This is a genomic window from Kitasatospora sp. NPDC047058, assembly GCF_040643935.1.
GTDB lineage: Bacteria > Actinomycetota > Actinomycetes > Streptomycetales > Streptomycetaceae > Kitasatospora.
Map to the genome: position 1 here is coordinate 1 of NZ_JBEYVJ010000121.1, position 20,590 is coordinate 20,590.

The 20,590-nt window shown below is 73.2% G+C and carries 20 protein-coding genes; 19 read left to right on the forward strand and 1 reads right to left on the reverse strand.

Translation table 11 applies throughout. The features are described 5' to 3' along the window. The 3 genes from ABZ885_RS19570 to ABZ885_RS19580 all read left to right on the forward strand — a co-directional run. On the forward strand, positions 1–1,511 hold a 1,511-nt coding region (locus ABZ885_RS19570; protein WP_360189806.1), incomplete at its 5' end, for an ACT domain-containing protein. A 134-nt stretch (positions 1,512–1,645) separates the two neighbouring features. Next, the gene (gene ffh / locus ABZ885_RS19575; protein WP_360189808.1) at positions 1,646–3,211 is read left to right on the forward strand and encodes a signal recognition particle protein; all 1,566 of its coding nucleotides are present in this window, start codon (positions 1,646–1,648) and stop codon (positions 3,209–3,211) included. 180 nt (positions 3,212–3,391) lie between these two features. Next, positions 3,392–3,922, forward strand: coding sequence for a GNAT family protein (locus ABZ885_RS19580; RefSeq protein WP_360189810.1), 531 nt, complete (start codon positions 3,392–3,394; stop codon positions 3,920–3,922). Between the two features lie 241 nt (positions 3,923–4,163). Here ABZ885_RS19580 and ABZ885_RS19585 read toward each other — a convergent pair whose 3' ends face one another. Beyond that, positions 4,164–4,988 carry a methyltransferase domain-containing protein gene (locus ABZ885_RS19585; protein WP_360189813.1) on the reverse strand — a complete coding sequence of 275 codons (825 nt, stop codon included), beginning with the start codon at positions 4,986–4,988 and terminating at the stop codon, positions 4,164–4,166. A 195-nt stretch (positions 4,989–5,183) separates the two neighbouring features. Here ABZ885_RS19585 and proS point away from each other — a divergent pair, with 195 nt between their 5' ends. The 16 genes from proS (at position 5,184) to dprA (ending at position 19,828) form a co-directional block, all read left to right on the forward strand. Further along, complete coding sequence (proS, locus tag ABZ885_RS19590; RefSeq protein WP_360189816.1) at positions 5,184–6,596, forward strand: proline--tRNA ligase; 1,413 nt, start codon at positions 5,184–5,186, stop codon at positions 6,594–6,596. Positions 6,597–7,061: 465 nt separating this feature from the next. Further along, a complete protein-coding gene (locus ABZ885_RS19595) occupies positions 7,062–7,640 on the forward strand; it encodes a hypothetical protein (protein WP_360189819.1) in 579 nt (192 codons plus the stop codon). Positions 7,641–8,132: 492 nt separating this feature from the next. Then, the gene (rpsP, locus tag ABZ885_RS19600; RefSeq protein ID WP_045700219.1) at positions 8,133–8,561 is read left to right on the forward strand and encodes a 30S ribosomal protein S16; all 429 of its coding nucleotides are present in this window, start codon (positions 8,133–8,135) and stop codon (positions 8,559–8,561) included. 2 nt (positions 8,562–8,563) lie between these two features. Further along, complete coding sequence (locus tag ABZ885_RS19605; RefSeq protein ID WP_030306741.1) at positions 8,564–8,803, forward strand: RNA-binding protein; 240 nt, start codon at positions 8,564–8,566, stop codon at positions 8,801–8,803. A 290-nt stretch (positions 8,804–9,093) separates the two neighbouring features. After that, the gene (rimM, locus tag ABZ885_RS19610) at positions 9,094–9,660 is read left to right on the forward strand and encodes a ribosome maturation factor RimM (RefSeq protein WP_360189822.1); all 567 of its coding nucleotides are present in this window, start codon (positions 9,094–9,096) and stop codon (positions 9,658–9,660) included. Between the two features lie 59 nt (positions 9,661–9,719). Further along, the gene (gene trmD, locus ABZ885_RS19615) at positions 9,720–10,538 is read left to right on the forward strand and encodes a tRNA (guanosine(37)-N1)-methyltransferase TrmD (protein WP_360189844.1); all 819 of its coding nucleotides are present in this window, start codon (positions 9,720–9,722) and stop codon (positions 10,536–10,538) included. A gap of 154 nt (positions 10,539–10,692) precedes the next feature. Then, entirely contained in the window at positions 10,693–11,043 is a 351-nt protein-coding gene (rplS, locus tag ABZ885_RS19620) for a 50S ribosomal protein L19 (protein ID WP_063347674.1), read from the forward strand. 200 nt (positions 11,044–11,243) lie between these two features. Beyond that, entirely contained in the window at positions 11,244–12,026 is a 783-nt protein-coding gene (gene lepB, locus ABZ885_RS19625) for a signal peptidase I (RefSeq protein WP_360189825.1), read from the forward strand. Positions 12,027–12,033: 7 nt separating this feature from the next. Continuing rightward, positions 12,034–12,987, forward strand: coding sequence for a signal peptidase I (gene lepB / locus ABZ885_RS19630; protein ID WP_360189828.1), 954 nt, complete (start codon positions 12,034–12,036; stop codon positions 12,985–12,987). Between the two features lie 244 nt (positions 12,988–13,231). Further along, positions 13,232–14,236: a signal peptidase I gene (gene lepB / locus ABZ885_RS19635; protein WP_360189831.1), complete on the forward strand. Its 1,005-nt coding sequence runs from the start codon at positions 13,232–13,234 to the stop codon at positions 14,234–14,236. A gap of 145 nt (positions 14,237–14,381) precedes the next feature. After that, complete coding sequence (gene lepB / locus ABZ885_RS19640) at positions 14,382–15,134, forward strand: signal peptidase I (protein WP_360189834.1); 753 nt, start codon at positions 14,382–14,384, stop codon at positions 15,132–15,134. A 178-nt stretch (positions 15,135–15,312) separates the two neighbouring features. Further along, on the forward strand, positions 15,313–15,786 hold the full coding sequence (locus tag ABZ885_RS19645; protein ID WP_360189836.1) for an NUDIX domain-containing protein: 474 nt from the start codon (positions 15,313–15,315) through the stop codon (positions 15,784–15,786). A 55-nt stretch (positions 15,787–15,841) separates the two neighbouring features. Then, a complete protein-coding gene (locus ABZ885_RS19650) occupies positions 15,842–16,168 on the forward strand; it encodes a DUF2469 domain-containing protein (protein ID WP_148642766.1) in 327 nt (108 codons plus the stop codon). 168 nt (positions 16,169–16,336) lie between these two features. Beyond that, complete coding sequence (locus ABZ885_RS19655; protein WP_360189839.1) at positions 16,337–16,903, forward strand: YraN family protein; 567 nt, start codon at positions 16,337–16,339, stop codon at positions 16,901–16,903. A gap of 1 nt (position 16,904) precedes the next feature. Continuing rightward, a complete protein-coding gene (locus tag ABZ885_RS19660; protein WP_360189841.1) occupies positions 16,905–18,650 on the forward strand; it encodes a YifB family Mg chelatase-like AAA ATPase in 1,746 nt (581 codons plus the stop codon). An 8-nt stretch (positions 18,651–18,658) separates the two neighbouring features. Further along, the gene (gene dprA / locus ABZ885_RS19665; RefSeq protein ID WP_360189846.1) at positions 18,659–19,828 is read left to right on the forward strand and encodes a DNA-processing protein DprA; all 1,170 of its coding nucleotides are present in this window, start codon (positions 18,659–18,661) and stop codon (positions 19,826–19,828) included. Positions 19,829–20,590: the final 762 nt, after the last annotated feature.

Genomic DNA, 20,590 nt, shown 5'->3' on the forward strand with positions numbered 1-20,590 from the left:
CCGGGTCGGCGTCGCCGACCGTGGTGCCGCGCCGGATGACGCTGATCGCGTCCGCCACCGACAGCACCGCCGCCGCGCAGAACGGGCTGACCATCTCCTACGCGACGGTGCGCCGGCTGGCCGCCGAGTGCCGCCCGCTGCCGGTGCCCTGGCCGGACGAGGCCCGCGAGCAGCTGGTCACCCTGCTCGGCGCGGGCGAGGCCTGTCTGCCGGTCTGGGAGGCGCTGGAGGCCGAGGGGCTGATCACCCGGCTGCTGCCGGACTGGGAGCGGGTCCGCTGCCGGCCGCAGCGCAACGCGGTGCACCGCTGGACGGTGGACCGGCACCTGGTGGAGACGGCGGTGCGGGCCGCCGCGATGACCCGCCGGGTGGCCCGGCCGGACCTGCTGCTGGTGGCCGCGCTGCTGCACGACATCGGCAAGGGCTGGCCCGGCGACCACAGCGAGGCGGGCGAGGTGATCGTCCGGGACGTGGCGGTCCGGATGGGCTTCGACAGCGAGTCGGTGGAGACCCTGGCGGTGCTGGTCCGCCACCACCTGACCCTGGTGGACACCGCGACCCGGCGGGACCCGGACGACCCGGCCACCGTGGAGGCGATCACCAAGGTGGTCGCCACCGTGCCGCAGCTGGAGCTGCTGCACGCGCTGACCGAGGCCGACGCGACCGCGACCGGCCCGGCCGCCTGGAGCCGCTGGCGGGCCTCGCTGGTGGACGGCCTGGCGGCCCGGGCCGCCGCCCAGCTGGCCGGCGGCCATCCCTTCCCCGCCGAGGCCGCGCCGACCGCCGAGCAGGAGCGGCTGGCGGTGGAGGCCGCCCGGTCCGGCGGTCCGGCGCTCTCGCTGCTCGCCCAGGCCGAAGGACCGGCCCGGGACGGGGAGCAGGGCCGCGTCGGGGCGGCGGCCGGTGGCGGGGGCCGTTCCGAGACGGCGGCCGGGCCGGGCACCGAGCCGATGGGGGTGCGGCTGACCCTCGCCGTGCCGGACCGGCCGGGGCTGCTCGGCACCGTCGCCGGGGTGCTGGCGCTGCACCGGCTGACCGTCCGCTCGGCCGGTCTGCGCGAGCTCGACCCGGTCGGTGCCGGCCCGGTGCTGCTGCTCTCCTGGACGGTGGCCGCCGAGTTCGGCGAGCTGCCGGAGGCGGCCCGGCTCCGGGCGGACCTGCGCCGGGCGCTGGAGGGCTCGCTGGACGTCTCGCGCCGGCTCGCCGAACGCGACGCGGCCGCCCCGCGCCGGCGCGGCATCCCGACCCCGCCGCCGCTGGTCGCGGTGGCGCCGGCGGTGGCCTCGGCCAGCGCCACCGTGCTGGAGGTGCGGGCCCACGACGCCCCCGGCCTGCTGCACCGGATCGGCCGGGCGCTGGACGGCGCGGGCGTCCGGGTGCGGACCGCGCACGTCTCCACCCTGGGCGCGGACGCCGTCGACTCCTTCTACCTGACCGACGACGCGGGCCGGCCGCTCTCGGCCCAGCGGGCCGGGGAGGTGGCGGCGGCGGTCCGGGCGGCGCTGGGCTGAGACCCGGGACGACCTGCCCGGAAAGGTTTCCGGGAGGAGGTCGTCCCGGGGGTGGAGACCGTTCGCGGAGTCGCCGGATACCCTTGGGGGCGACGACCGTACCGATACCGATGCCGCAGAGGACCCGCGCCGACGTGTTCGACACCCTTTCCGATCGCCTCGCAGCGACGTTCAAGAACCTCCGGGGCAAGGGCCGCCTGAGCGAGGCGGACATCGACGCCACCGCCCGCGAGATCCGCATCGCGCTGCTGGAGGCGGACGTTGCGCTGCCGGTGGTGCGGGCCTTCATCAAGCAGGTGAAGGAGCGGGCGCTCGGTGCCGAGGTCTCCCGTGCCCTGAACCCGGGCCAGCAGATCATCAAGATCGTCAACGAGGAGCTCATCACCATCCTCGGTGGCGAGACCCGCCGCGTGCGGTTCGCCAAGACCGGCCCCACGGTGATCATGCTCGCCGGTCTCCAGGGTGCCGGTAAGACCACCCTCGCGGGCAAGCTCGGCTTCTGGCTGAAGAAGCAGAAGCACACCCCGCTGCTGGTCGCCTGCGACCTCCAGCGCCCCAACGCGGTCAACCAGCTCCAGGTGGTCGCCGACCGCGCCGGCGTGTCCTTCTACGGCCCGCAGCCCGGCAACGGCGTCGGCGACCCGGTGCAGGTCGCCAAGGACTCGATCGAGTACGCCAAGCAGAAGCAGTACGACGTCGTCATCGTCGACACCGCCGGCCGCCTGGGCATCGACGCCGAGCTGATGCAGCAGGCCGCCGACATCCGCGCCGCGGTGAACCCGGACGAGGTCCTGTTCGTCGTCGACGCGATGATCGGCCAGGACGCGGTCACCACCGCGCAGGCCTTCCTCGACGGCGTCGACTTCACCGGTGTGGTGCTCTCCAAGCTCGACGGCGACGCCCGCGGTGGTGCGGCGCTGTCGGTCGCGCACGTCACCGGCCGGCAGATCATGTTCGCCTCCAACGGCGAGAAGGTCGACGACTTCGACGCCTTCCACCCGGAGCGGATGGCCTCGCGCATCCTCGGCATGGGTGACCTCCTCTCGCTGATCGAGAAGGCCGAGGACACCTTCTCGCAGGCCGAGGCGGAGAAGATCGCCGCCAAGCTGCGCGGCGGCCCGAAGCAGTTCACCCTGGACGACTTCCTGTCGCAGCTGGAGCAGGTCCAGAAGATGGGCTCGATCTCCAAGCTGCTGGGCATGCTGCCCGGGATGGGCCAGATCCGCGAGCAGATCAACAACATCGACGACAAGGACGTCAACCGGGTCGGCGCGATCATCAAGTCGATGACCCCGGCCGAGCGCGCCGAGCCCGAGATGATCAACGGCTCCCGCCGGGCCCGCATCGCCAAGGGTTCGGGCGTCCAGGTCGGCGAGGTGAAGAACCTGGTCGAGCGGTTCTTCGAGGCCCGCAAGATGATGTCCGCGATGGCCTCCGGCAAGGGCATGCCCGGCATGCCGGGGATCCCGGGCATGGGCGGCGGCTCGAAGAAGTCCGCCAAGAAGTCCCCGCAGGCCAAGGGCAAGCGCAAGAGCGGCAACCCGCTGAAGCGTGCGCAGGAGGAGGCCGCGGCCGCCGAGCGGCGCGCGCTCGGTGCGGGCGGCGCCCAGGAGGCGGCCGACGGCGGTGCGTTCGGGCTCGGCGCGGGCAAGGGCCCGGCCGACTTCGAGCTGCCGAAGGAGTTCAAGGACCTGCTGTAGGCGCGGTCCCGCTGCGTGTGTGCGGCCCGTCGTCCGGTTCCTCCGGGCGGCGGGCCGCACGCGTTCGGTCCGGGCAGGTCCCGTCGCCTCGCGGCGGGGGTGTGGCGGCCGGTGGTTGCCCGGCGGGGCGGTGATCCGTCGGCGGGTCCCGGGGCGAGGGGATGAGGGGATGATGAGGGGGTGAGAGTGACGATCAGGGCCCCGCGGCCCGAGGACGAGGTGGCGTACGCCGAGGCGGTCCGACGGTCCGCCGAGCACATCGGGCGGTGGAACCCGGTCGAGCCGGACGGGCTCCCGGACCTGCTGGAGCGGCAGGGCGCCGGGCTGCGCACGTTCCTGATCGTCGATCAGGAGAGCGGCGGGCTGGTCGGCAAGGTGAACGTGGCCAACATCGTGATGGGCCGGTTCTGCAACGGCGCGCTCGGCTACGACTCGTACCTCCCGTTCGCCGGCACCGGCCGGATGACCGAGGGCATGCGGCTGGTGCTGGACCGCTGCTTCGCCCCGCACGCCTCCGGCGGCCTCGGACTGCACCGGCTGGAGATCAACGTGCAGCCGGACAACCAGCGGTCGATCGGACTGGCCAAGCGGCTGGGCTTCCGGCACGAGGGCTTCACGCCCCGGATGCTGTTCCTCCAGGGCGCCTGGCGGGACCACGAGCGGTTCGCGCTGACCGCCGAGGAGTGGCCGGGCTCGCGCGCCGCGGCGTAGGGGCTGTCCGGCGGATCCTGCCGGACAGCCCCTGGCCAGGGGCTGAGGGAGCGCCGGAGCCAGGGGCTGAGGGAGCGCCGGAGCCTGGGCCCGAGGGAGCGCCGGAGCCGGGGCCCGAGGGAGCGCCGGAGCAGCCCTGGGGAGGCTCGGGGCCCCCGGGTGGGCGCCGAGTGGGCCCAGGCCCGGCCCGAGGGCCCCGGCCGGGCCCTCGGAGGCGTCCTGGGCCACCCGGCGGGGCGGCCTACCGGGGCTGCTCGGCGACCAGGTAGCGGAAGACGTTCTCCATCCGGACCGAGCCGTCGGGGCGCAGGTACGGGTGCAGCACCTCGGCCAGCTCCTTCGCCACCAGCGGCATCCCGGAGAACTCGGCCGCCGCGTCGTACAGGCCGGTCGAGAGCAGCCCGCGCACCGCACTGTCCAGGTCCGGGTAGGCGAACGGGCAGCCGACCCGGCCGCTGCCCGCCGGGCGCAGGCCGGCCGGGGCCAGCAGGTCCTCCAGGGCGCCGGGTGAGCTCAGCCCGAACGGGTCGCGCGCCGTGGTGCGCCCGGCCATCCGCCGGGCGACGTCCAGCACGGCCGCGCTCTCGCACCGCTCCGGCGGTCCCCAGGCGGCCAGCACCACGTGCCCGCCGCGGAGCGTCAGCCGGGCCGCCTCGGTCACCACCCGCTGCGGATCGGCCGCCCCCGGCAGCTGCTCGAAAACCGTGACCAGCGAATGGGCCGAGCGGGGGACGGCCGCCGCGGTCCGGGCGCTCGCGCCGACCTGCAGCCGGCGCCCGCGGGCCAGCTCGCGCAGCTCGTCCTGCGGCTCCAGACCGGCGACCTGCGCGCCCCGCCCGGCGGCCAGCAGCAGGGCCAGCCCCGACCGGCAGCCCAGGCCGAGCACGCTGGTCGCCGGGCCGACCTCCAGCCGGTCGTAGACCGCCTCGTAGAGCGGTACCAGCATGCGTTCCTGGATCTCCGCCCAGTCGCGCGCCCGCGCGGGCCACGCGCCCGCGGGCTGCGGGTCGTGCGGGCGTGCGCCCGCGGGTCGTACGGTCGTGCCGGTCGTCCGAGCTGAAGCCATCGCGGCCTCCCATCCGGTCCTTCGGTGTGCTGCTACGGCTCCCCCAAAGTCCCGCCCCACTCCAGCGAACAGCGGCTCGGGCGCGGCGTCCAGAGGGGTGCAGGGTGGTGCGCGCGTGTCGCGGTCGTGCGCCCCCGGGTGCCGGTCGCGTTACCGATTCGAAGTCAGGGCCCCGCTCCCCGTACCATTCGCCCCATGGCAAAGGCACCCGTTCTCACCCCCCAGGCGGACGACTTCCCGCGCTGGTACCAGGACCTCATCAACAAGGCCGAGCTGGCCGACAACGGTCCGGTGCGCGGCACCATGGTCATCCGACCGTACGGCTACGGCCTGTGGGAGCGGATGCAGCAGGAGATGGACGCGCGGATCAAGAAGGCCGGCGCGCAGAACGCCTACTTCCCGATGTTCATCCCGCAGTCCTACCTGACCAAGGAGGCCGAGCACGTCGAGGGCTTCGCCCCCGAGCTCGCGGTGGTCACCCACGGCGGCGGCAAGCAGCTGGAGGAGCCGGTCGTCGTCCGGCCCACCTCCGAGACGATCATCAACGAGTACTTCTCCAAGTGGGTGCAGAGCCACCGCGACCTGCCCCTGCTGATCAACCAGTGGGCCAACGTGGTCCGCTGGGAGCTGCGTCCGCGCGTCTTCCTGCGCACCACCGAGTTCCTCTGGCAGGAGGGCCACACCGCCCACGCCACGTACGAGGACGCCCGTGAGTACGCCTCGATGATCCACACCGAGGTCTACGGCGACTTCATGACCAACGTGCTCGGCATCGACGTCGTGCTCGGCCGCAAGACCGCCAAGGAGCGCTTCGCCGGCGCCATCAACACCCTCACCCTCGAGGGCATGATGGGCGACGGCAAGGCGCTGCAGATGGGCACCAGCCACGAGCTGGGCCAGAACTTCGCCAAGGCGTTCAACACCACCTACCAGCTGCAGGGCGCCGAGCGCGAGCACGTCTGGCAGACCTCCTGGGGCGTCTCGACCCGCATGGTCGGCGGCCTGATCATGTCCCACGGCGACGACAACGGCCTGCGGGTGCCCCCGCGCCTGGCCGCCGTCCAGGCCGTCGTCCTCGCCATCAAGGGCGACGACGCGGTGATCGCCAAGGTCCGCGAGATCGGCGCCACCCTGGAGGCCGCCGGCATCCGCGTGGTCGTGGACGACCGCACCGACACCCCGTTCGGCCGTCGCGCCGTCGACTGGGAGCTCAAGGGCGTGCCGCTGCGCATCGAGGTCGGCCCGCGCGACCTGGAGAACGGCACCGCGATGCTGGCCCGCCGCATCCCCGGCGGCAAGGAGCCGGTCTCGATCGACGCCCTGGCGTCGCTCGTCCCGGGCGTGCTGGAGGAGGACCAGGCGCTGCTGCTGCGCCAGTCCCGCGAGCGCCGGCTGGCCCGCACCGTCGACGTCGCGAACATCGACGAGGCCGTCGAGGCCGCCGCGACCGGCTGGGGCCGGATCTCCTGGGCCGAGCTCGGCCCGGAGGGCGAGGCCAAGCTGGCCGAGCAGGGCGTCTCGGTGCGCTGCATCGTGGCCGCCGACGGCTCGGTGCCGGCCACGGACGACCAGGAAGGCAACATCGCGATCGTCGCGCGCGCCTACTGATCCCCGCGACCGGTCGTGCTCGTTGTGGATCCCGGGGATGTCGGAGATGTCGAAAATCCGACGGGTACTGAGACGCGTACTGATGAGTAGTGGCACTCGTCGACAAGTGCCGCCGGGAATTCCGGCGGTTACCGTCCGGTGTTCGTCTCATCTGTCGACATCCCTACTCACCGGTCAACTCCCGGTATTAACGGAATAGCGGTACGGTGTACGGCCCGTGGCCCTGTCAACTCGACAGGATCATGGGCCGTACGTACGTCCGGGGGGCGACAGCCCGTTCCCCCGGGCGGAAAAGGTGACGAGGCCCGCCGAGCTACGCCGGGCCCAAACGTGCAGGGGGTTGGTCTTGCGACAGAACCGGAACGCGCATTTCGCGCGCGCTTGTACATTCCTGAGAGTTTCCTGGGAAATCCCGGGGAACGGGAACACGCGGAACATCGGCTCGCACTCCATCGTTGGTCTAGCGTGAGCACGACACAGCCCCTCGTTCTCGCGGCCGAACTGGCCGCCGCCTGGAGCGACATCCAGGCCTTCCATCAGGACCTCCCCGACCTCGCCTCGCCCGAGGCGTTGATCGGCGAGTCCTCCTCGGCCTGTGGCACGCGGCTCGGTTTCGAGCGGCTCCTCCACGAGGCTGCCCACGGTCTTGCCGCGGCCCGGGACATCCGGGACACCTCGCGGGCCGGCCGCTACCACAACCGGCGCTTCCTGCTCCTCGCCTCGGAGCTGGGCCTGGCACACCCGATCGAGCCGCACGCCAGCAGCGGCTTCTCGCAGGTGACCATGCTCAAGGAGACCCGGGAGCGGTACGCCGAGACCATCGAGCGCCTGGACCGCGCCCTCGGCGCCCACCAGGAGGCGGTGACCGGGGACGGCGCGTCGCGCGCCTTCCGCGGGCCGGCCGCCCGGCACGGCTCCTCCGGGGGCGGCGTCCGGGTCAAGGCGGTCTGCGGCTGCGGCCGCAACGTCCGGGTCGTGCCGTCCGTGCTCGCGCAGGCGTCCATCGTCTGCGGTGCCTGCCAGCAGCCGTTCAAGATCGCGTAGTGCGGAGCGCCCGGTCCGATGGCCGGGTGTCCGGTGGCCGGGCAATCGGGTGACCGGTGACCGGCGGAACACGTGGATCCGGGAGACCGGCCGGCAGCTGTGCGGGCAGCGCATCCGGCCGGAGTGGTTGGCGGTACCGAGCGGCACCGGGCCGATCGGTGGTTGGTGCGTCGGGCTGACCGGGAGCGGGGGCTCCCGGTCGGACCTGTCCACCGTCGGACCTGTCGACTGCCGGGCCTGTTCACCGAGCCCTGCCTGCTGTGTCTGTCCTGTGCCCGTCGCTGCTGTGCCTGTCCCTGCTGTGCCGCGCCGGGCGGCCGGAGGGCGGTCGAGGCGGTTCGCGCCGGTATGGCAGAATGGACAGCTGAGTACTCGGCAGCCGAGCAGGACCCCTCTCTCCTACGGCTGGCGTGTCCCTTGAACGGCCTGCCCCGCAACCCCACGCGGTGGTGAAGCCGCTCACCCACGTCAACACCAGGAGAATCCACTCCCGTGGCAGTCAAGATCAAGCTCAAGCGTCTCGGCAAGATTCGCTCCCCGCACTACCGCATCGTCGTCGCCGACGCCCGCACCAAGCGTGACGGTCGCGCGATCGAGGAGATCGGCATCTACCAGCCGACCTACAACCCCTCGAAGATCGAGGTCGACAGCGACCGCGCCCAGTACTGGCTGTCCGTCGGCGCCCAGCCGACCGAGCCGGTCCTCGCCATCCTCAAGCTGACCGGCGACTGGCAGAAGTTCAAGGGCCTGCCGGCTCCGGCGCCGCTGAAGGTCGCCGAGCCGAAGGTCGAGGACTTCTCGCACCTGTTCGCGAAGGCCGTCGCCGGCTTCGAGGACGCCACCACCGGTGTCGCCATCACCCCGAAGGCCAAGAAGTCGGACAAGGCCGAGGCTGAGGCCGACGCCGCCGCCGAGGCCTGATCGTGATCGAGGACGCCCTCGACCACCTGGTGAAGGGCATCGTCGAGCACCCCGACGAGGTGCAGGTGCGCTCGCGCAACCTGCGTCGGGGAAACACCATCGAGGTGCGCGTGCACCCCGATGACCTCGGCAAGGTGATCGGCCGGGGCGGCCGGACGGCGCGCGCACTGCGCACCGTGGTCGGCGCCCTCGGCGGTCGCAACGTCCGGGTCGACCTCGTCGACGTGGACAGCATTCGCTGACGCTGCTGCTCGTTCAGCCGTCAGGCTTGAGGCCGGCCGGGACGCATGTCGTCCCGGCCGGCCTTCGCCGTTTCCCGGCCCGTGCCGCCTCAGGCGGGCTCAGGCCGGGGCGGCCCGGCTCGGGGCCGCTCAGGCCGGCGCGGGTCGCGTCGGCTCAATTCGGCTCAGTTCGGGTCGGGTCCGCTCGGGCCGGACCGGGTCGGGGCATCCCGGCCTCCCGGGCTCGCCGAGCCCACCAGTCTTTGCTTTCCCCAGGCCTTCCCAAGCACCCATCCAGGAGAACGATCACCGTGCAGCTCGTCGTCGGCAAGATCGGCCGCGCCCACGGCATCAGGGGGGACGTCAGCGTCGAGGTCCGTACCGACGAGCCGGAGCTCCGGCTCGGCCCCGGTGCCGTCCTGCTCACCGACCCCGCGTCGGCCGGACCGCTGACCGTCGAGTCCGGCAAGGTGCACAGCGGCCGGCTGCTGCTGCGCTTCGCCGGCGTCAAGGACCGCAATGCCGCCGAGGCACTGCGCGGCACCGTCCTGATCGCCGAGGTCGACCCGGACGAGCGCCCGGACGACCCGGAGGAGTACTACGACCACCAGCTGATCGGCCTGGACGTGGTGCTGCTCGACGGGACGCCGGTCGGCGAGCTGACCGAGGTCGTCCACCTGCCGTACCAGGACCTGCTCACGGTGGAGAGGCCGGACGGCACGGAGGTGCTGGTGCCGTTCGTCACCCGCATCGTGCCGACCATCGACCTGGAGAACCAGCGGGCCGTGATCGACCCGCCGCCCGGCCTGATCGACCTGGAGCAGGCCGAGGTCGCGCGCGGCGCTGCCGGGGCCGAGGAGCCGGAGGAGTCGGAGTGAGCACCGAGGACCTGTCGCCCGTGTCCGGGCCCGCTGCGGCGTCCCCCGTCCAGGACGGGATGCGGATGGACGTCGTCACGATCTTCCCGGAGTACCTCGAACCGCTGAACATCTCGCTGGTCGGCAAGGCCCGTGCCCGCGGTCAGCTCGATGTGCACGTCCACGACCTGCGGGGGTGGACGCACGACATCCACCGGACCGTGGACGACAGCCCGTACGGCGGCGGTCCCGGCATGGTGATGAAGCCCGAGCCGTGGGGCGAGGCGCTGGACGCCGTCGTCGGCCTCGGCCCGGCGGGGGAGGTGCCCACCCTGGTGGTGCCGACCCCGAGCGGGCGCCCGTTCACCCAGGAGCTCGCCCAGGAGCTCGCCGGGCGTCCGTGGCTGGCCTTCACCCCCGCCCGGTACGAGGGCATCGACCGGCGCGTGATCGAGGAGGCGGCCACCCGGATGCCGGTGGTCGAGGTGTCGATCGGCGACTACGTCCTGGCCGGCGGCGAGGTCGCCGTCCTGGTGATGGTCGAGGCGATCGCCCGGCTGCTGCCCGGCGTGCTCGGCAACGCCGAGTCCCACCGGGACGACTCCTTCGCGCCCGGTGCGATGGCCGACCTGCTGGAGGGCCCGGTCTACACCAAGCCCGCCGAGTGGCGCGGCCGGACCGTGCCGGACGTGCTGCTGAGCGGCAACCACGGCAAGATCGCCCGCTGGCGGCGCGAGCAGGCCTTCGCCCGTACCCTGGCGAACCGGCCCGACCTGGTGGAACGCTGGCAGTACGGCGCCTTCGACAAGAAGGACCGCGAGGCGCTGAGCATCCTCGGTCTGGCCTGGGACGGGCAGCTCGGCCGATTTCGGTCCGTGGCCGATGGTGTGGAAGAATAGGCGGCTGCTGTCTGTCGCTGGGCTCCTCTCGTAGGGGTCACGTGGACCGGTGCCCCCGCCACGGGGGGATCACCGCCAGCCGATGCGGCCCGCAGCAGACCCCATTGCGACGAACTTCCGTGGGCGGCCCGTGGCGCCTGCGATGGAGAGCAACATGAGCAACAAGCTCGCTGCTGTCGACGCGGCCTCGCTGCGTAGCGACATCCCGGCCTTCCGCGCCGGTGACACCCTGAAGGTTCACGTCCGGGTCATCGAGGGCAACCGCTCCCGTGTCCAGGTCTTCCAGGGCGTCGTCATCCGCCGCCACGGCGCCGGTGTCGGTGAGACCTTCACCGTCCGCAAGGTCAGCTTCAACGTCGGCGTGGAGCGCACCTTCCCGGTGCACACCCCGGTCGTCGAGAAGATCGAGGTCGTGACCCGCGGTGCGGTTCGCCGCGCCAAGCTGTACTACCTGCGTGACCTCCGCGGCAAGGCCGCGAAGATCAAGGAGAAGCGCGACCGCTGATCCACCGGCCCCCGGTTCTGCCGGGGGATCGGAACGCTCTGGGGGGCGGGGCTGCCGCACGGTAAGCTCAGCCCCCGATGAGCACGCACGAACGACCCGCGGACCGCGACGACAGTCCTGCACCCACCGGTGCGGACTCGCCGTCGCGGTCCGCGGCCGTTTCCACGGTTCCCGCGGGGGCGGAGCCTGCTGCGGGGACGGTGGAGTCGGAGCCCGGGGCCGGGTCCGGGTCCGAAGCCGGGGCGCGGTCCGCGCCCGGGGCCGGGGGCGGAGCCGCGTCGGCGGAGAGGGACGCCGAGGAGCCGGTCCGTTCGCGCTCGCGCGACCTCCTGCTGCTGGCCGGGATCTGTCTGCTCACCCTGCTGCTGGTGAACGCCTTCGTGGTGCGGCCGTTCGCGGTGCCCTCCGCCTCGATGGAGAACACCCTGCTCACCGGCGACCGCCTGATCGCCAACCAACTGGCCTACTCCTTCGGCGGACACCCGCAGCGCGGCGAGGTCGTGGTCTTCGACGGGACGGGCTCCTTCCGGCAGGGGCCGGCCGGGCCGGCCGGCTTCTGGGGCGGACTGCAGGGCCTCGCCCGGGACCTCGGACTCGCCCCTGCCGGTGACTCCGTCTACGTCAAGCGCGTCGTCGGCGTCGGCGGCGACCGGGTGACCAGCACCGGCCCGGGGGCGCGGATCACCGTCAACGGTGTGCAGGTCGACGAGTCCTCCTACCTCGCGCCGGGCGACGAGCCGTCGAACGTGCCCTTCGACGTGGTGGTGCCGGCCGGCGAGCTCTGGGTCATGGGGGACCACCGCAGCGCCTCCCGGGACTCCCGCGACCACCTGGGCGAGCCCGGCGGCGGCTTCGTCCCGGAGTCCAAGGTGATCGGCCGGGCGGAGTGGGTGGTCTACCCGGTCGGCCACTGGCGCAGCCTGGACGGGCCGGAGGCCTTCGCCGCGACAGGGGGGACCGGTGGCCATGGGGACCAGAGGTAGGGGCCGGGTGGCCGACCGCCCGGTGGAGCGTCCGGGCGGGTACTCCGGCGGCCGGGCCGCCACCGGGCCGGCGAGGGAGCCGGCCGGAACGGCGGCTCCGGACGCGTCGGCACCGGTACGCGGACGGGCCGAGCGTCGTCGCACCGCCCGCCGGGCGGCCCGCCGGCGCAGGCGTTCCGTGCTGCGCGAGTTCCCGCTGATCATCCTGGTGGCGCTGGTCGTGGCGCTGGTGATGAAGACCTTCCTGGTACAGGTCTTCGTGATCCCCTCCGGCTCGATGGAGCAGACCATCCAGATCGGGGACCGGGTGCTGGTGGACAAGTTCACCCCCTGGTTCGGTTCCGAGCCGGAGCGCGGCGACGTGGTGGTGTTCAAGGATCCGGGTGGTTGGCTGGAGTCCGATCACCAGCCGTCCACCGACGGGCCGGTGCTGCGCGGTGCCAAGCAGGTCCTCACCTTCGTCGGGCTGCTGCCGTCCGACAGCGAGCAGGATCTGATCAAGCGGGTGATCGGCGTCGGCGGGGACACCGTGGAGTGCTGTGACGAGCAGGGCCGGGTCAGCATCAACGGCTCGCCGGTGGACGAGACCTACCTCGCGCCGGGGAACCCGCCGTCCCGGCAGCCGTTCAAGGTGAAGGTGCCGCAGGGGCGGCTCTGGGTGATGGGGGATCACCGGGACGTCTCCGCCGACTCCCGTTTCCACATGGGGAACGAGGGCCAGGGCACCATCCCGCTGAGCGGTGTGGTCGGCCGGGCGTTCGTGATCGCCTGGCCGGTGGACCGGATCCATCAACTTGATGTGCCGGGTTCACTCTCCAAGGTGGCGCGGGCCCCGCAGGCTCGCGGAACTGCGCCGGACTCGATGGGGGTTGGGCCGCTTCCGGAGGAACCTCCGCTCGTTATGGGTGTGTTGGGCATCCTTCCGCTCGTCGGCCGCAGGCCGGAGCGTTCCCCCGAGTAGGCCGGTCCGTCCGGCCGAGGGCCGGGCCGCGCGTGTGGGAGCGTCGGCCGGATGCCCGGGAGTGATAGAGAAGTGCTGATGCGGCCGGTGTGCGACAACGGCCGCGTCCGAAGGCTGTGCTGGTGTCAGGCGAGCCCCGGGAGGGCAGCCCTGAGGCGTTCACGGTCGATGTGGAGCGTGGTGCCCGCTGTGCGGCACTGTGAGCGCGGACGCGCGGGCGTCCGCACAGCAGGGAGGAGACGTTGTGGGGGATTTGGTGATCGGCGCCCGCTCGGGCGCCGGAGAGCCCGAGGGCTCCGGCGGCCGGGCGGCCCGGTCCACGGAGGCCGCGGTGCCCTCGGCTTCCGCCGAGGACCCGGCGGCCCAGTCCGCCGACGAGCAGGGCAACGGCACCGGGGACGCCTCGGACGACACCCGGGAGGACAAGGGATCGGCGGAGGGTTCGGAGGAGGCGTCCGCGGAGAAGGGGCCCAAGCAGCGCTCCTTCTGGAAGGAGCTGCCGATCCTGGTCGGCATCGCGCTCGTCCTGGCACTGGTGATCAAGACGTTCTTCGTCCAGGCGTTCTCCATTCCGTCGGAGTCGATGCAGAACACGCTTCAGGTCGGTGACCGCGTCCTGGTGGACAAGCTGACGCCGTGGTTCGGGGCGGAGCCCGAGCGCGGCGAGGTCGTGGTGTTCCACGACCCGGGCGGCTGGCTGGCCGACGAGCCCACCAAGCAGAGCAGCAACTCCTTCGTCCGGGGCGTCCAGGACGTGCTCAGCTTCGTCGGCCTGATGCCCTCCGACAACGAGAAGGACCTGATCAAGCGGGTCATCGCGGTCGGCGGGGACACCGTCGAATGCCACGGCGACGGGCCGGTGAAGGTCAACGGGGTCGCTCTCGACGAGCCGTACATCTATCCGGGGAACACCCCCTGCCAGGTGAAGGACTTCGGTCCGGTGAAGGTGCCCGAGAACTCGATCTGGGTGATGGGCGACCACCGCGGGAACTCGCTGGACTCCCGCTTCCACATGGACCAGCCGGGTGGCGGCGCCGTTCCGGTGGACGAGGTGATCGGCCGTGCGTTCGTGGTGGCCTGGCCCGTCGACCGCTGGGCGACGCTCCCGGTGCCGGAGACCTTCGACCAGAAGGGGCTGGCGGCGGCCGCGCCGCTCGTGCCGCCGGTGGCCGGGGCCGTCGGCGCCGTCGGGGTGCTTCCGCTGGTGCGCCGGCTGCGGGACCGGGGGGACCGCCGGAAGCAGTCCTGACCTCAGCCGGGTCGCCCCCGGGTCTTGCGCGGGCCGTGGTACCGACGAGTAATCTGCTCGGACGTGCCACGGCCCGCCGGGTTTTCCGCCTGTGGCCCCGGCGCACCACGAGCGTTTCCGGGTCGGCCGGGGTTGGGCGGTATCGATGAGCAGTGTCGTGGAAGAGGCGGCGGCGGAGCGCCCGGCTGCTGTCGCGCGGCCTCGGCGCAAGCCCGCCGCCGTGCTGCAGGGCGTGCTGATCGGTCTCGGGCTGCTCCTGCTGGTCGGCGGCTTCGCCGTCATGGCGCTGGACTACCGGCCGTACGGCATCCCGACGGGCTCGATGACGCCCACGCTCAAGGTCGGCGACACCGTGGCCGCCCGGAAGATCGACGGCAAGACCGTCGGCCGGGGCGATGTGGTGATCTTCCGCGACCACGCCTGGGGCGGCGAGCTCATGGTCAAGCGGGTGGTCGCGGTCGGTGGCGACACCGTCGCCACGGGGGACGACCAGCGGCTGACCGTCAACGGCAAGCCGGTGGATGAGCCGTACCTCGCGGCGCAGGACTCGCAGGGCACCGCCTTCAGCGTCGAGGTGCCGCCGGGCCGGCTCTTCCTGCTCGGTGACAACCGGCAGGGCTCGATGGACTCCCGCCTCCACCTGGAGATCGACGGCGGAACGATTCCGGCCGACGAGGTGGAGGCCCGGGTCGAGGCCACCGTGCTGCCCTTCGGCCGTACCGGCCTGTTCGCCCGGACCTCGGCCTTCGACGGCATCGCCGGGCCGAAGGCCGGTGAACCGGGACCGCTGGAGCCGGCCTTCTACGCCACCGTTGTAGGCGCGGCGCTGATCGTCGGGACCTCCGGGGCGGGCGCGGTGGCGGGCCTCGCGCGCCGCCTGCGCCGCCGCACGGCCTGACCACCACGACAGCCACGCCCGCAGCCGCTGCCATCGGGACGATGGGTCCGGCCGCGCCGGCCGCAACCGGCGCCACCCCCGGCCGGGCGGCTCTGCCGAACATCGCCCCGGACGGTCGTGGCGGGTGGCAGGATCGGGAGGGTCAGCGGGACGAACGAGGGGAGGGGGAAGAACCGTCATGGAGCCGAAGCGCCGCAGAGCGTCCCGGATCCTGCTGCTGGACGGGCAGGACCGCCTCCTCCTCTTCCGGGGGTCCGATCCGGCGGTGCCGGGGGTCACCTGGTGGTTCACCCCCGGGGGCGGTTTGGAGCCGGGGGAGGGCGTGCGCGAGGCGGCAGCGCGGGAACTCACGGAGGAGACCGGGCTGCGCGGCGTGGAACTGGGACCGGTGGTCGCGTACGGCACGGTTTCGTTCTCCTTTCGGGGACAGCCTTACGAGCAGGAGCAGTGGTTCCACCTGGCCCGGACCACGGACACGGTGATCGACCACTCGGGAACGGGGGCGGAGGAGCACGCCGAACTACTCGCGGCGCGCTGGTGGACGATCGACGAGCTGAGGAGAACCGCCGAGACGGTTTATCCGGTCGGGCTGGCGGACTTCCTGGAGCGGCTGGTGGCGGAGGGGCCGCCGGGCACTCCGGTAAGGCTCTGAGGGTGGGTGCGGTGGTCCACAATGGGTGGACGTGACAAGTTGAGGGGACGCCTGGATGAGTGCCGAAGATCTCGAGAAGTACGAGACCGAGATGGAGCTCAAGCTCTACCGGGAGTACCGGGACGTCGTCGGCCTGTTCAAGTACGTGATCGAGACCGAGCGACGTTTCTACCTCACCAACGACTACGAGCTGCAGGTGCACTCGGTCCAGGGCGAGGTCTTCTTCGAGGTGTCGATGGCGGATGCGTGGGTCTGGGACATGTACCGGCCGGCCCGGTTCGTCCGCAAGGTCCGGGTGCTGACCTTCAAGGACGTGAACATCGAGGAGCTCGCGAAGAGCGATCTGGAGCTGCCCTCGGACGACTCCGGCTTCGGGAACTGACGTTGGACCGCCCGGTGCGGCGGTGTCCAGGGGATTTCGGGGATTCCAGGGATTCTCACCCCTGCGGGTGACGGAAGTTATCCACAGGCCCGAGTTGTCCACAGGAAACAGCAATCCTCTGGTCCGGTTGCGGGCTGCACGGAAACCTCCCCGGCGGAGGTGGTCACCGTGCAGGACACCAAACGCACCACGCGCACCAAGCGCACCACGCACAAGCAGACGCCGCAGGCCCCGCAGGCGCCGGCCCCGACGGGCGGTCCGGACCGGAACAGCCCGGACCGGACCGCCCCGGGCAGGGGCGGTCCCGGGCGCGGCACCAACAACGGTCTCGGCCGTTACGGGGAGCGGGTGGCCGCCCGCCGCCTCGCCGAGAACGGCCTGTGCATCCTGGACCGCAACTGGCGGTGCGTCGAGGGCGAGCTCGACATCGTCGCCCTCGACGGCGACACCCTCGCGGTCTGCGAGGTCAAGACCCGCTCCGAGCGGGGTTTCCAGCAGCCCAGCGAGGCCATCGACCGGGCCAAGGCGGCCCGGCTGCAGCGCCTCGCCGAGCGCTGGATGGCCGAGCGCTGGCCGGACCACTTCGCCAGGCTGGCCGGCCCCGGCTACCAGCCCGCGCCCGCCGACCCGCAGTGGCCGCCGATCCCGCCGGGAGGCGTCCGGATCGACCTGGTGGCCGTCATCAACCGGGTCCGCGGCGCCGCCTCGGTGGACCACCTGCGGGGGGTGGTCTGAGATGGCCTTCGCCCGCACCTGCTCGGTCGCCCTGGTGGGCGTCGACGGCGTGATCGTCGAGGTCCAGGCCGACCTGGAACCGGGGGTCGCCGCGTTCACCCTGGTCGGCCTGCCCGACAAGGCGTTGTCCGAGGCCCGGGACCGCGTGCGCGCGGCCGTCGTGAACAGCGGCGAGGCCTGGCCGCAGCGGAAGCTGACCGTCGGGCTCAGCCCCGCCTCGGTGCCCAAGAGCGGCAGCGGCTTCGACCTCGCCGTCGCCTGCGCGGTGCTCGCCGCCGCCGAGCGGCTGGACCCGTCCGCCATCGCCGATCTGCTGATCATCGGCGAGCTCGGGCTGGACGGCCGCGTGCGGCCGGTGCGCGGCGTGCTCCCGTCGGTGCTCGCCGCCTCCGACGCCGGGTACCAGCGGGTCGTGGTGGCCGAGCAGACCGCCGCCGAAGCCGCCCTCGTCCCCGGCGTCACCGTCATCGGCGTGCGCAGCCTGCGTCAGCTGATCGCCGAGCTGACCGGCGCCCCCGCGCCGGAGGAGCCGCCCGACCCGATCGGCGGTCGTCCCGACCCGCTGATGGCCGGGCTGATGCTCCCCACCGCGGGCGTGCGCGGCCTGCCCGACGACAAGGCGTTCCGTCTCGACATGGCCGACGTGGCCGGGCAGTACGAGGCGCGCCGGGCCCTGGAGATCGCCGCCGCCGGCGGTCACCACCTGTACCTGAAGGGCCCGCCGGGCGCGGGGAAGACCATGCTGGCCGAGCGGCTGCCCGCACTGCTTCCCCCGCTGACGCAGAAGGAGGCCCTGGAGGTCACCGCCGTCCACTCCGTGGCGGGACTCCTCCCGGCGGGCCGGCCACTGATCGACAGCCCGCCGTACTGCGCCCCGCACCACTCCACCACGATGCCGGCGATCGTCGGCGGCGGGAGCGGACTGCCCAGGCCGGGCGCCGTCTCGCTGGCACACCGCGGCGTGCTCTTCCTGGACGAGGCACCCGAGTTCCCGGTCCGGGTCCTCGACGCGTTGCGCCAGCCGCTGGAGGCGGGCGAGGTGGTGATCGCCCGCTCGGCCGGGTCCCTCCGGCTCCCGGCCCGGTTCCTGCTCTGCCTGGCGGCCAACCCCTGCCCGTGCGGGCGGTACTCCCGCCGGGGCGAAGGCTGCGAATGCACGCCTGCGATGGTCAGCCGGTACCAGGGAAGGCTCTCCGGGCCGCTGCTCGACCGGGTCGACCTCCAGGTCCAAGTCGCCCCGGTGACCAGGGTCGAGCTGATGGAGCGTGACAGCACGGCCGAGAACACCGAGACCGTCGCGGCCCGGGTGCTGGCCGCCCGGGAACGTGCGGCGGCCAGGCTGGCCAACACACCGTGGCGCACCAACGCCGAGGTGCCCGGCCATGAACTGCGCACCCGCTGGCACCTGGCGTCCGGCGCGCTGAACGAGGCCGCACGTCAACTGGAACGAGGGCTGCTGACCGCCCGAGGCCTGGACCGGGTGCTCCGGGTCGCCTGGACGGTCGCCGACCTCGCGGGCCGCGACCGCCCGGACCAACGGGACGTACGGACCGCCCTGGTCATGCGGACCGGCGTCGAACAGGGACTGCCGCTGACGGAGCGCGCCCCCGGCCGGCCCGGCGGGCGTCGCGTCCCGGGGGACGCACCGAAGGCCGGGACGCAGGTCGGGCCCCGCCCCACCGCGGTGACCGACGACCGGGCAGAACGCCCGGACGGCCGGCCGGAGCACGAGGAGACCCGACCGTGAACCAGACGATGAACCACCGTCAGCCCCTCGCCGGGCCGGCCCCGGAGGCCGCTCCCGAGCGTCTCGCCCGGGCGGTGCTGAGCAGACTCGGCGAACCGGGCGATGCCGTCCTGGGCAGGTGGCTGTCCCGGCTCCCCGCCGTCGACGTCGTCCGGGCGATCCGCGACGGGACGGTGCCCGGCCACCCGGGCGCGGACGCGGACCGGGTGGCCGCCTACCGGGCCAGACTCGTCGAGGTGGATCCCGCCGCCGACCTGGAGCGGGTGCGAACCGTCGGCGGACGCTTCATCATTCCGGGCGACACGGAGTGGCCGAGCCAGCTGGACGATCTGGGAGACGGCAGACCGATCGGGCTCTGGCTGGCCGGGACGGGTTCGTTGCGCCTGCTCGCGCTCCGGTCGGTGGCGGTGGTCGGGGCACGGGCCTGCACGGCGTACGGCGCACACGTGGCGGGGGAGCTGTCGGCGCAGCTGGCCGAGCGCGGGTGGGTGGTGGTCTCGGGTGCGGCCTACGGGATCGACGCCGCCGCCCACCGGGGTGCACTGGCCGTCGGCGGGATGACCGTCGGTGTCCTCGCCTGCGGCGTGGACGTGGCCTATCCACGCGGCAACGCCGACCTGATCCGGCGGATCGCCTCCCAGGGGTTGCTGCTGAGCGAACTCCCGCCGGGGGAGCACCCGACCCGGTTCCGCTTCGTGCTGCGCAACCGGGTCATCGCGGCGCTCACCCGCGGCACGGTGGTGGTCGAGGCGGCGCTGCGCAGCGGGGCGCTCAGCACGGCCAGACGCGCCCGTGACCTCAACCGGCACACGATGGGCGTCGCGGGGCCGGTGACCTCCGAGCTCTCCGCGGGGGTTCACGCCCTGATCCGCGGCGGCGGGGCCACCCTGGTCACCGACGCGGCCGAGGTGGCCGAGCTGATCGGGGCGATCGGGGACGACCTGGCGCCGCAGCGGAGCGGTCCGGTGCTGCCCAGGGACCTGCTGGAACCGGCGGCGGCGCGCGTACTGGAGGCCGTGCCGGCCACGGCGGAGGGCGCGCCGGTGGAGCGCCTGGCCCGGCAGTCGGGGCTCCCGCCGGACGAGGTTCTGCAACGCCTCTACGAGTTGGGCTCGCTGGGCCACGTCGAGCGGCACGGCGCGCACTGGCGGCTGGTGCGGAGGAGGGGAGGCGACTGAGGTGCCCGCCGGGACAGCGGGACAGGCGGGACAGCGGGACAGCACAGCACACCAGCGGGGCGAAGCGGATAGGGCGGCCGCCTCGGCCGCGACGAGCCGCGGCGGCGCCGACCCGGCAGGCAGGAGGTGCCAGGAGGAAGTGCCGGGAGGGAGCGCTGGGAGGGAGCGCCGGGAGGAGGGCCGCGGTCCGCCCGGCTGCGGTGCCCGGATCCGGTGACACGAACGCCACCGGATCGGGGGACGACCGAGTGGCGGTAGCACATTGCAGTGACTCGGTCACGCTACGCTCGCCATGCCTTCCCTATCAGCACATGACTCGGCAGAACGGCGCAGACCAACGCATGCCCACACACATTCCCGGACACAGAGTGACCGGCGGCGCCCGGTCCTCGGGAGGGTCGCGGACCGAGCGGCGCCCCGTGACCGAGTTCCCGCCCAAGGCGACGGGTGCGATGGGGGCCCTCGCCCGGCAGGGCGGGCGGCCGGCGAACACCGGGGCGTACGCCGACCGGCCGGACGCGCCCGGCGCGCCGGACGCTCCGGAGCAGCCCGGGGCCCCGGACGGCGTAGCCCCGGACGGCGTAGCCCCGGACGCCGCAGTCCCGGATGCCGGCGCCCCGGATGCTGCCGGCACCCCGGGCCCCGGAGCGCCCGGCGCCGGAACCACTTCCGCAACGGTGCCCCCGCCCGTCGCAACGGTGCCCCCACCGGCCGGCCCGGTGGCCCCGGCGGTCGAGCCGGCGGCGCCCGCCGGGACGCGCG